This is a genomic window from Rhodanobacter sp. Root627 (assembly GCF_001427835.1).
GTDB classification, from domain to species: domain Bacteria; phylum Pseudomonadota; class Gammaproteobacteria; order Xanthomonadales; family Rhodanobacteraceae; genus Rhodanobacter; species Rhodanobacter ginsenosidimutans.
Genome location: NZ_LMGW01000001.1, coordinates 698,510 through 709,977 on the forward strand (window position 1 = coordinate 698,510; position 11,468 = coordinate 709,977).

The window sequence follows — 11,468 nt, forward strand, 5'->3', positions numbered from 1 at the left end:
TGACTTATTTGCTGGCGAGGCTGGAGAGATAGGCGGCGATGTTCTGGATGTCCGTATCGGACAAGCTCTCGGCCTGGGCATCCATCGTGGGATGGACACGATCGCCACTCTTGTACCCGTGCAGGGCATTGACGATGTATTGCTCATTCTGCCCAGCGATCTTGGGCACCGGATATTGCGGATAAGCATTGGTGTAACCGGGTACGCCATGGCAGCCGGCGCAGGTGTAAACCAGTTTGCGGCCGGCGGCCTTGTCGCCCTCGGCATGTGCGCTGGTGGCGGCAAAAAGAGTGGTCGCCACGGCCAGGCCGAGCAATTGCAGTCGAGTCATCGAATTCGTTCCCACGGGTGCGACGGTGTGGAGTGTATGCAACCGGCCAAGTATAGACGTTGCGTTGACGCGGGGACAACACGAGTACGTCGGCGCCGGCCTGACTGCTCAGACCAGACTCTTGAAAATATGGATGCCGGCGCTGTATTCGCCGATGATCGTGCCCACGCTGACGAGAAAGAAATTCAGCAGCGTGCGGGCGACACGATTTTTCCACCAACCGCTCCAGTGCACGATGTCGTCGCGCAGGGTATCGAAATCGACTACGCGTGGACGCCGCACCCAGGCCTCGGCCATGGCACTGATGCCGCCGGCGGGAATGCCGGGGCGGAACGGCTTGATCGGCGCGGCGATGAAGGCCGCCACGATGCTCAGCGGGTGCCCGCCCGCGACCAGTGCGCCGAGCGCGGCGAAGCCCCCGGTGAACAACACCCAGTCACGCAACGCCTGCGCGCCCAGCGCCGTATTGCGATGGAAGGCGTAGCCGATGGCGGCAAACACCAGCAACACCAGCGCCACCGCCAACCATTTCGGCCAGCGTGCCTTGGGCGGCGTGGTGGCCAGCTCCATGACCTTGGCGGAGGGCTCATCCTGCTGCGTGCGCAACTGCTCGCACAGTCCCTTGAGGTGTCCGGCGCCGATGACCACCAGCACGCGCCGCGCCGGGGTTTCCGATGCCGATGAACGCGCCGACTCCTGCCGCAGCCGCGCGGCCATGAACGCGTCGCGCTCACCGATCAGGCTGTCGTACAGCGGCTTGGACTCGCTGGCGAATTCGCTGAAGGCGCTCTCCAGCAAATCGCCCTGTTTCAGCTTCTCGATCTCGACCTGCTCGATCTGCTCGCGCTCGAACACGCTGGCCAGCAAGCCGCCGAGCAAGCCGAAGCGCTGCCAGAAACCCACGCTGCGCCAGGCGCGTTTCAGCGTGGTGCCCACCTCGCGGTCGATCAGCCACAGCGGCAACTGGCGTTGTTCGGCGCCATCCATCGCCGCCTTCATTTCCGCGCCGGGCTGGATGCCGGACTGGTCGGCCAGCCGTTTCTGGAAGGTGGACAGCACCAGGCTGGCGGCCACCATGCCGGCCTTTCCCTGGCGGATCACCTTGAACAGATCCATCTGCTTGAACGCTTCGGGATCGCGCATGCCCTGGGCACGGCTCTCGCAGAGTTCCACGGCGACCGCATCGAAGCTCTCGTGCGCCAGCATCGCCTCGACCGCCTCCATGCTGCTGCGCGATACGTGCGCGGTGCCCAGCACCACGTATTCCACGCCGCCGCGGATCACCCGCTCGACGGGCTGGTCCTGCAACGCCAACGGCGCGGATAACGTGGAATCGGTTTCAGGAACACTCATGCGTCAGCAGGCCGGTCGGGGTGAAGTTCAAGCATGGGGATGACCGGCATGCGGAACAAGCGGAGTGAAGTGGCGCCGGCTCAATCACGGAAGCGCTTGAGCAGGTCGGCGTAGGCATCGATGCGGCGGTCGCGCAGGAATGGCCAGATACGGCGCACATGTTCGCTGCGTTGCAGGTCGATGTCGGCCAGCAGCAGCTCGCGCTGGTCGGTGCCCGCCTGTGCCAGGAATTCGCCCTGCGGCCCGGCCACGAAGCTGTTGCCCCAGAACTGGATGCCCGCGCCGACGCCACTCGGGTCGGCCTCGTAACCCGTGCGGTTGCACGCCAGCAGCGGCAAGCCATTGGCCACGGCGTGGCCGCGCTGCACCGTGATCCAGGCGTCGCGCTGGCGATCCTTTTCCGGCTGCTCGTCGGTGGGGTCCCAGCCGATGGCGGTGGGGTAGAGCAGCAGTTCGGCGCCGGCCAGCGCCATCAGGCGCGCCGCTTCGGGATACCACTGATCCCAGCACACCAGTACGCCGAGCCGGCCCACTGAGGTGTCGATCGGGTCGAAACCCAGGTCACCCGGGGTGAAGTAGAACTTTTCGTAGAACGCCGGATCGTCCGGGATGTGCATCTTGCGGTACTTGCCGGCGATGTCGGCCGAGCGGTCGAACACCACCGCCGTGTTGTGATACAGGCCGGCGGCGCGCTTCTCGAACAACGACGCCACCACCACCAGTTGCAGCTCCTGCGCCAGCTTGCCGATGCGCGCGGTGCCGGGGCCGGGGATCGTTTCGGCCTGGTCGAAGACCTCCACCGATTCGCGCTGGCAGAAATACGGCCCGTTGTGCAGCTCCTGCAGCAACACGAGTTCCGCGCCGGCGCCGGCCGCTTCACGCAGGCCGGCTTCGATGGCATCGAGGTTGGCGTCGCGGCTGCCGCGGTCGGTTTCCTGCAGCAGTGCGACCTTGAGGGTCTTGCGGGTCATGGGATGTCCTGCCGAATGGGCCAATCGGCTCAGTTTAGCGGGTGGGGGTGATGGCGCCGCCAAGGTCGTCGCATGGGCGGCGAGCCACTTGTCAGTGCGCCATGCCCGCGGGCAATTGCATGGTGATGCAGTGCAGGCTGCCGTTCTGCCAGATCAGTGCCCGGCATGGCACCTGCACCACCTCGCGCCCGGGATGCGCCGTGCCGATGATGCGCGCCGCTTCGTCGTCGGCGGTATCGCCATAGGCGGGTACCAGCACGGCGCCGTTGACGATCAGGTAATTGGCATAGGACGCGGCGAGCCGGCGGCCTTCGTCGATGATCGGTTGCGCCCACGGCAACGGATACAACTGATATGGACGGCCATCCGCGGTGCGCAGCGCGGCCAGTTCGGCGGCCATGCGTTGCAGTTCGTCGTGGTGCGGGTCGCCGGCGTCGTCGCAGGCCTGGTAGACGATACGGTCGCCGGGTGCGAAGCGGGCGAGGGTGTCGATGTGGGCGTCGGTGTCGTCGCCTTCGAGGTAGCCGTAATCCAGCCACAGCACGCGTTCGGCATGCAGGCCGTCGCGCAGGATCGTGCTCATCTCCTCGCGCGATTGGTCCGGATGCCGCTGCACCAGGCAACGCCAGGTAGTGAGGATCGTGCCGGCGCCATCGCTTTCGATGCCGCCGCCTTCCAGCGCCCAGTCGATGCGCTTGTGCGCGGCATTGCCGAACACGCCGGCGTCGACCAGCCCGGCCACCAGCGCGTCATCCTGCGCGGCGCCGAACTTGCCGCCCCAGCCGGTGAAACGGAAATCGGTGAGCTGAAAATGGTTGCCGGCGGCCAGCGTGATCGGGCCGGAATCGCGCAGCCAGGTGTCGTCGTACGGCAGCTCGACGAAGCGGATGCGCGATAGATCGGCGCCCGCGGCGGCAAGCTTTTCCCGTGCGTGCGCCTTCAATGTGGCGTCGGCCACCACGATGATCAGCGACTGGAACCGGGTGACTGCGGCAGCCAGCGCCACATAGGTCGATTCCACCGCGGCCAGGCGGTCGGCCCAGTCGGTGCCGGCGTGCGGCCAGGCGATCAGTACGGCGGATTGCGGCTCCCATTCCGCCGGCAGGCGTAGTTGGGGGTTGGCGGTCATGTCGGCACTCGCGTTTCGAAGCCCGGCGGGCGAAACAGCAAGTGTAAAGGGAGCGGCACCCATCGCGATGCCGCAAGACGTTATCCAGCGCTTGTTACTGCACCGCCGCCGGGTTGGTGTTGTTGCCCGCGGGCGTGTTGAGCACCGAGTGGATCACGTGGTTGTGCTCGAAATACACGATGAACTTGGCGTAGTCCCACCGATTGATGACCGGGTGCTTCTTGGTGTCGCCACCGCGTGGCGTCAGCTTGCGCAACGGCGCGCCGTAATCACGTTCGACCTGCGCCATGCTGAGGCCGCGGCCGGGCAGGTTCATGCCCTTTTCCTGCTGTACGCGGTGGATCAGCAGGTTGTCGCCGTGGGTGGTGCGGGATTGGGCGTGGGTCGCGGGCGAGGCCGCAAGACCGGTGAGCGCAGCGAGCATGACGATGATCGGCAAGCCGTTCGTGGACGTGACCATGGATTCCCCTCTCCATACAAGCTGTATGCGGCGTCGTTTTATCAGAACTGCCGATGCTACGCCATGTCCGGCGGCGCCGGGTGCGACGTGATCGGCATTCACCTGCGTGATCGTCGCCCGAATCGGCGGTGGCATGGCCGGGCGGCTATCATGGGCGGCTGTGGCGACCGCACGCCTGCTTCCGGATACCTGCTCATTCCATGATTGCTTTTCGACACTTCGCGCTGCGCCGTGGCAGTCGCCTGCTGCTTTCCGATATCGACCTGGTGATCCAGGCCGGCTGGCGGCTGGGCGTGATCGGCCGCAACGGTTGCGGCAAGTCCAGCCTGTTCGCTGCCTTGCAGGGCAAGCTGGAAAGCGATGCGGGTGAACTCGACATGCCGGCCAAGGTGCGGCTGGCCTCGGTGGACCAGGAAACCCCCGCGCTGCCCGATGCCGCCATCGACTACGTGCTGGGCGGCGACGAGGAACTGGCCGCGGCACTGGCCGCCGAGGCGGACGCCGGCGAACGCGGCGACATGGAGGCGATGGCAGCCGCCCATCACCGCATCGAGGAATTGCACGGCTACGACGGCCGTGCCCGCGCCGGCAAGTTGATGCACGGGCTGGGCTTTTCGCCCGAGACGCACGAACGCGCCGTGCAGGAATTCTCCGGCGGCTGGCGCGGACGCTTGAACCTGGCGCGCGCGCTGATGTGCCCGTCCGACCTGCTGCTGCTGGACGAGCCCACCAACCATCTCGATCTCGACGCCGTGCTGTGGCTGGAGGAATGGCTGCGCCGTTACCAGGGCACCTTGCTGATCATCTCGCACGATCGCGAATTCCTCGACGGCGTGATCACCCACACCATGCACCTCGATGGCGGTGGCGCGAAGCTGTACACCGGCAACTACAGCGCGTTCGAACGCCTGCGTGCCGAGCAGTTGCGCCAGCAGCAGATCTCGCACGAGCGCGAGCAGGCCGAGCGCGCGCACCTGCAGTCCTTCGTCGACCGCTTCAAGGCCAAGGCCAGCAAGGCCAAGCAGGCACAGTCGCGCATGAAGCGGCTGGAGAAACTGGCTGGCACCGAAGCGGTGCGCGCCGAGCGGCCTTTCAGCTTCCAGTTCCCCGCACCCGGGCGGTTGCCCGATTCCATGCTGCAACTGGAAGACGTCACCGCGGGCTACGCGGTCGACCCCTCCAGCCGCGAGGGCAACGGCGAAGTTACCCATATCGTGCTGGCCGACGTGCGCTTTTCCATTGAAGCGGGTGAGCGAATCGGTCTCCTGGGTCCGAACGGCGCCGGCAAATCCACCCTGGTGAAAACCCTGGTGGGCGAGCTGGAGCCGTTCAGCGGCGAGCGCAAGGCGCACAAGGACCTGAAGATCGGCTACTTCGCCCAGCACACGGTGGAAAGCTTGCGCGAGGGATCGAGCCCGCTCGATCACCTGCAGGACAAGGCGCCGGGCGTGGCCACGCAGGTGATGCGCGACTTCCTGGGCACCTGGAATTTTGCCGGCGACCGCGCCTTCGAATCCGTCGACGGTTTCTCCGGCGGCGAGCGGGCGCGCCTGGCGTTGGCGCTGATCGCGTGGGACAAGCCGAACCTGCTGCTGCTGGATGAGCCCACCAACCATCTCGACCTGGACATGCGCGAGGCGCTGGCCGATGCGTTGGCCGATTTCGACGGTGCGCTGGTGCTGGTATCGCACGACCGCCACCTGCTGGGTCTGGTCTGCGACAGCTTCTGGCGCGTGGCCGACGGCAGCGTGGAAAGCTTCGACGGCGATCTGGACGATTACGCCAAGTGGCTGCGCACCCGGGGCACCGCCAACAAGAAGGCCGCCAAGGCCAGCGCCACCGTCAAGCCGGTGCCAAAAACGCCGGAGGTGTCGCCCGAAGAGCGTCGCCGCCAAGCGGCCGCCCAGCGCGAGGACGAGAAAACCTCACGCCAGCGGGTAAAGCGCATCGAAACCCGCACCGCCAGCATCGACACTGAGCTGGCCGCGCTGGAAAACCAGTTGGCCGATCCGGCGACCTACAACGGTCCCACCCAGGAATTGATGCGGTTGGGCCAGCGCCAGACCGAGCTGCGCCGCGAGAAAGAAGCGCTGGAAACCGAGTGGCTGGAACTGGTGGAACGATTGGAAGCGTAGGAGTGATGAAGTCGTGAGTGCGAAGCCCGAACGTCCGCTGCACCTGTGGTTGCCCGCACTGCCGCGCTTCGCGCCGGATCATCCGCTGCGCCAGTTGCTGGTTCGCGCCGATCGGTTGGCAGACGGTTCCATCGGGTATCTCGACGGGCTTGGCGACCATTTCCCCGGCGCGGGCTCGCCGTTGCCGGCGGCGGCGTTGACGCGCGATTACCTCAGCGGTGATGCGGCGGGGCATGGCTGGTTGTCGGCCGACCCCGCCTGGGTGCAGCCGGACATCAACGGCGTGCGCCTGCTGGCATGCGGCCAGATGGAACTGAGCATGGCCGACGCGCAGGCGCTGGCCGCGCCCCTGAAACCCGTGTTCGGCGACGCCGGCATGCTGTTGGAAATCACCGCGCCCGACCGCTGGCACCTGCGGCTGGCCAAGAACAGCCCGTTGCCCACCTTCGCCGCGCCGGAGCAGGCGATGGGCGAGGATCTGGCGCAGCATCTGCCGCAAGGTCCGCAAGGCAAGCGCTGGCGCGTGCTGCTCAATGAGGTGCAGATCCTGCTGCACCAGCATCCCTTGAATGCGCAGCGACGGGCCCAGGGGCTGTGGCCGGTCAACAGCCTGTGGCTGTGGGGTGGCGGCGTGTTGCCGGGTCCGTTGCGCAGCGAATGGGCTGGCGTGGTCAGTGACGATGTGGTGCTCAACGCGCTGGCGGCACGCGCCGGAACCGCGCATCAATCGCGCACGGCCGAGACGGTGGCGGCGGCGGGCAAGGGCTGGCTGATCGACTTGCAGGATCTGCCGGCCGGCAACATCGCCACCCAATGGTGGCCCGCGCTGCAATCGTTGTTGGCGCGTCAGCCGGTGATGCTGCACTTCGCCAGCGGCGAGCGCTGGCAGCGCAAACCTTGGCACCGCTGGCGTTTCTGGCGTGGAGCGGGCGCTTGAGCGCAGTGGCCTCGAGCCCGCTGCAATTGCGTCGCCGCGCCAGTCTGGGCGAAGCCAGCGGCTGGCCCGATTCGGTGCACCCGGTGTTGCAGCGGATCTACGCCGCCCGCGGCGTGTTCGGCCCCGAGCAGGTGGAGCACCGGCTGGCCCGGCTGCTGTCGCCGCAGATGCTGGGCGGCATGGAGCAGGCGGTCGACTTGCTGGTACAGGCGATCGAAGGCGACTGGAGCATCCTGATCGCCGGCGACTATGACTGCGACGGCGCCACCGGCACCGCCGTGGCGATGCGCGGGTTGCGACTGCTGGGCGCGCGGCATCTCGGCTATGCCGTGCCCAACCGCTTCATCCATGGCTACGGGTTGAGCCCGGCGCTGGTGGCCTCGCTGCAACCCACGCCGCAATTGATCGTCACCGTGGACAACGGCGTGGCCAGCGTGGCGGGCGTGGCGGCGGCGAAAGCGCGCGGCATCCGCGTCATCGTCACCGACCACCATCTGCCGGGTGAGCAACTGCCCGACTGCGACGCGATGGTGAACCCCAACCTGGCCGGCGACGGCTTTCCCAGCAAGGCGCTGGCGGGCGTGGGGGTGATGTTCTACCTGTTGCTGGCGTTGCGCGCGCGGCTGTTTCCGGCCGGCTCGCCCGCGCGTCCCGACCTTTCCGGCCTGCTCGACCTGGTGGCGCTGGGCACGGTGGCTGATCTGGTGCCGCTGGATTTCAACAACCGCGTGCTGGTGGCCGCCGGCTTGCAGCGCATCCGCAGCGGCCAGGCCTGCGCCGGCATCACGGCGCTGGTCGAGTCGGGCAAACGCAGTCTGGCGACGCTGTGCGCCAGCGATCTGGGCTTTGCCGTCGGTCCGCGGCTGAATGCTGCTGGCCGGCTGGAAGACATGCGACTGGGTGTCGAATGCCTGCTCACCGACGATGTGGGACAAGCACGCCGCCATGCCGAAGAACTCAGCGCGATTAACCAGGAACGGCGCGACCTGCAGGCGTCGATGGTGGCCGAGGCAGAAGTGATGGCCGCCAACATGGCGCACACCGACGCGATCGGCGTGGCCTTGTACGAGCCGTCCTGGCATGCCGGCGTGGTGGGGCTGGTGGCGTCCAAGTTGAAGGATCGCCTGCATCGGCCGGTGATCGCGTTCGCGCCTGCCAGTGAGGACAACACCGACGACCTGCGCGGCTCGGCCCGCTCGATCGCCGGTTTCCATATTCGCGACGCGCTGGCCGTGATCGACGCGCGCCACCCCGGCCTGATCGAGCGCTTCGGCGGTCACGCGATGGCCGCCGGGTTGAGCCTGAAAACCTGCGATTACCCGCGTTTCGCGGCGGCCTTCGACGCGGTCGCGCAGGAGCTGATCGATGCCGAACGCCTGCAGGCCGTGCTTCTCACCGACGGTGGCTTGCCGCCCGGCGCGGCTTCGCTGGCGCTGGCGCGGCAACTGCGCCACGCCGGTCCCTGGGGCCAGGCTTTCCCCGAGCCGTTGTTCGACGACGTATTCGACTGCATCAGCTGGAAAGTGATGGGCGAGCGCCACCTGCGCCTGCAATTGCGCGACCCGCGCGACGGCGCCCAACACGACGCGGTGATGTTCAACGCCTACCACGGCCATCCGCCGCCGACCTTGCTGCGCGCCGCCTACGAGCTGACCATCAACGACTGGCAGGGTCGGGAATCGCCGCGGCTGCTGTTGCGGCATATCGAGCCGGCCTGAATCTCCACGCCAGCCATTGCCCGCTCTTCACAGGTGGTGTTTCACGCTTGCGGCGTCCCATGCCCGGAGAACGCCATGATCAAGCAGATGGAAGGATTGCCCGCCGGCACGCTGGGTTTCCGCGCCCACGGCCGGGTCACCGCCGACGACTACGAGCGCGTGGTCGTGCCCGACGTGGAGGCGGCGTTCGCGCTCAACCGCAAATTGCGCTTGCTGTACGTGATCGACGAGGACTTCACCGGGTTCGACCCCGGCGCCATGTGGGACGACGTGAAGATGGGCGCGCGCCATTTCAGCGGCTGGGAGCGGGTGGCCCTGGTGACCGATGTGACCTGGCTGCGCGCCACCGCCAATGCCATGGGTTTCATGATGCCCGGCGATTTCCGCCTGTTTTCGCTGGCGGACCTGGAGACGGCCAAACGCTGGATCGCCGAATTGCTGCCGGGATGATGTTGCAACGCGGCACTTGCGTATGGACGTCCAATCTGTTCTATTGACCAGCATGCATTTTCAGCCCGCCAGTTTTTTCATCGACGCCGCCGCTCTGGCGCGTCCTGGTGTGCTGGTCGGTCGCAATAATAATCGCGCGAATAATGACGCCAACCATTGGCGGGCCGGCGCGTAGCTGAAGTTTCATCCCATACGCGAAAAGGCCCGCCCAGTGCGGGCCTTTTTGTTTTTGGGTGCGACAGAATCTTGCCGGGCAACCGGCGACACCATCAACCACATTGACAAGAAGGGGTAGTGGCATGTGTTCGATTTTCGGGATGTTTGATCTGCAGCCGGGCGACGACCTGGGTGCGTTGCGCCGCCAGGCACTGGAGTTGTCGCAGCGCCAGCGCCACCGTGGTCCGGACTGGAGCGGCGTGTTCGTCGATGAAGGCGCGATCCTGGTGCACGAACGGCTGGCCATCGTCGACCCGACCAGCGGCGCCCAGCCGCTGCGTTCGCGCGACGGCGAGCTGGCGCTGGCGGTCAACGGCGAGATCTACAACCACCGCGAATTGCGCGCCGCCAGCAGCTACGACTTCACCACCGGCTCCGACTGCGAAGTCATCAACGCGCTGTACCGCGAGCAGGCTGCCACCGATGCCGCCGGCGATTTCGTCAACAAGCTCAACGGCATCTTCGCGTTCGCGCTGTGGGATGGCGCGGCGAAGCGCTACGTGATCGCGCGCGATCCCATCGGCGTGTGCCCGCTGTACTGGGGTCACGATGCGCAGGGTCGTTTGTGCGTGGCGTCGGAGATGAAGGCATTGGCGACGTTGTGCGCCGACGTGGCGCCATTCCCGCCCGGCCACGTATACGACAGCGCCGTCGGCGAACTGCGTCAGTACTACAAGAAGGATTGGCGCGAGTACGCCAACACCCGCGGCCACGACCTGACCCCGGCAGCCTTGCGCGAGGCGTTCGAGCAGGCGGTGCACCGCCAGCTGATGACCGACGTACCCTACGGCGTACTGCTGTCCGGTGGCCTGGATTCGTCGCTGGTCGCCGCCTGCGCCGCGCGCTTCGCCCGTGAGCGGATCGAGGACAACGACCGCAGCGAGGCCTGGTGGCCGCGGCTGCATTCGTTCGCCATCGGCCTGGAAGGCTCGCCCGACCTGGCTGCCGCGCAGATCGCCGCCGACGCGCTGGGCACCGTGCACCACGGCTTCGTCTACACCTTCGCCGAAGGCCTGGATGCGATTCCCGAGGTGATCCGCCACATCGAAACCTACGACGTCACCACCATCCGTGCCGCCACGCCGATGTTCCTGCTGGCGCGCCGGATCAAGGCGATGGGCGTGAAGATGGTGCTGTCGGGCGAGGGCTCGGACGAGATCTTCGGCGGTTACCTGTACTTCCACAAGGCGCCGTCGGCCGAGGCGTTCCACGAGGAAACCGTGCGCAAGCTCGACACCTTGCACAGCTACGACTGCCTGCGCGCCAACAAGTCGATGATGGCCTGGGGCGTGGAGGCGCGCGTGCCGTTCCTGGACCTGGAATTCCTCGACACCGCGATGGGCCTGGACGCGAAGCACAAGATGGCCGGCAACGGCAAGATCGAGAAGCACGTATTGCGCGAGGCGTTCGACGGTGCGCTGCCGAAGGAAATCCTGTGGCGGCAGAAAGAGCAGTTCAGCGACGGCGTGGGCTACGGCTGGATCGACGGCCTGAAGGACCACGCCGAGCAGTCCGTCAGCGATCGCGAATTCGCCGCCGCGGCCGCGCGCTATCCGTTCAACACGCCGGCCACCAAGGAAGCGTATTTCTACCGCCGCATCTTCGAGCAGCACTATCCCAGTGAGGCTTGCGCGGCCACCGTGCCGGGCGGCAAGTCGATTGCCTGCTCGTCGCCGGCAGCCATTGCCTGGGATCCGTCCTTTGCCGCGGCCGCCGATCCGTCCGGTCGTGCGGTGAAGGGCGTGCACGAAAAAGCGCTGTCCTGAGT

At 66.7% G+C, this 11,468-nt stretch carries 11 protein-coding genes; 5 read left to right on the plus strand and 6 right to left on the minus strand.

What is annotated here, in order from left to right; genetic code table 11:
* Positions 1 to 4: 4 nt before the first annotated feature.
* From ASD68_RS03375 to ASD68_RS03395, 5 genes are all read right to left on the minus strand, one after another.
* Entirely contained in the window at positions 5 to 331 is a 327-nt protein-coding gene (locus tag ASD68_RS03375) for a cytochrome c (RefSeq protein ID WP_007080738.1), read from the minus strand.
* 108 nt (positions 332 to 439) lie between these two features.
* Positions 440 to 1,684: a TraB/GumN family protein gene (locus ASD68_RS03380; protein ID WP_056078839.1), complete on the minus strand. Its 1,245-nt coding sequence runs from the start codon at positions 1,682 to 1,684 to the stop codon at positions 440 to 442.
* 80 nt (positions 1,685 to 1,764) lie between these two features.
* A complete protein-coding gene (locus ASD68_RS03385) occupies positions 1,765 to 2,655 on the minus strand; it encodes a carbon-nitrogen hydrolase (protein ID WP_056603367.1) in 891 nt (296 codons plus the stop codon).
* A gap of 91 nt (positions 2,656 to 2,746) precedes the next feature.
* On the minus strand, positions 2,747 to 3,784 hold the full coding sequence (locus ASD68_RS03390; protein ID WP_056603370.1) for an agmatine deiminase family protein: 1,038 nt from the start codon (positions 3,782 to 3,784) through the stop codon (positions 2,747 to 2,749).
* A 94-nt stretch (positions 3,785 to 3,878) separates the two neighbouring features.
* Positions 3,879 to 4,244: a hypothetical protein gene (locus ASD68_RS03395; RefSeq protein WP_056603373.1), complete on the minus strand. Its 366-nt coding sequence runs from the start codon at positions 4,242 to 4,244 to the stop codon at positions 3,879 to 3,881.
* 200 nt (positions 4,245 to 4,444) lie between these two features.
* Between ASD68_RS03395 and ASD68_RS03400 the strand changes: the two genes are divergently transcribed.
* The 4 genes from ASD68_RS03400 (at position 4,445) to ASD68_RS03415 (ending at position 9,484) form a co-directional block, all read left to right on the plus strand.
* Positions 4,445 to 6,379 (plus strand): ATP-binding cassette domain-containing protein, encoded by a 1,935-nt coding sequence (locus ASD68_RS03400; RefSeq protein ID WP_056603376.1) that lies wholly within the window; start codon positions 4,445 to 4,447, stop codon positions 6,377 to 6,379.
* A gap of 13 nt (positions 6,380 to 6,392) precedes the next feature.
* Complete coding sequence (locus ASD68_RS03405) at positions 6,393 to 7,316, plus strand: hypothetical protein (RefSeq protein WP_056603379.1); 924 nt, start codon at positions 6,393 to 6,395, stop codon at positions 7,314 to 7,316.
* Positions 7,313 to 9,034, plus strand: coding sequence for a single-stranded-DNA-specific exonuclease RecJ (gene recJ, locus ASD68_RS03410; protein ID WP_056605107.1), 1,722 nt, complete (start codon positions 7,313 to 7,315; stop codon positions 9,032 to 9,034). Before ASD68_RS03405 ends, recJ begins: the two co-directional genes overlap by 4 nt.
* A 75-nt stretch (positions 9,035 to 9,109) precedes the next feature.
* Positions 9,110 to 9,484 (plus strand): STAS/SEC14 domain-containing protein, encoded by a 375-nt coding sequence (locus ASD68_RS03415; protein ID WP_056603383.1) that lies wholly within the window; start codon positions 9,110 to 9,112, stop codon positions 9,482 to 9,484.
* 40 nt (positions 9,485 to 9,524) lie between these two features.
* On the opposite strand, the gene ASD68_RS16750 is transcribed toward ASD68_RS03415, so the two are convergent.
* The gene (locus ASD68_RS16750) at positions 9,525 to 9,785 is read right to left on the minus strand and encodes a hypothetical protein (RefSeq protein WP_156458318.1); all 261 of its coding nucleotides are present in this window, start codon (positions 9,783 to 9,785) and stop codon (positions 9,525 to 9,527) included.
* Between ASD68_RS16750 and asnB the strand changes: the two genes are divergently transcribed.
* Positions 9,784 to 11,466: an asparagine synthase B gene (gene asnB / locus ASD68_RS03420; RefSeq protein WP_056603386.1), complete on the plus strand. Its 1,683-nt coding sequence runs from the start codon at positions 9,784 to 9,786 to the stop codon at positions 11,464 to 11,466. The two genes, ASD68_RS16750 and asnB, sit on opposite strands and share 2 nt — an antisense overlap.
* Positions 11,467 to 11,468 lie beyond the last annotated feature (2 nt).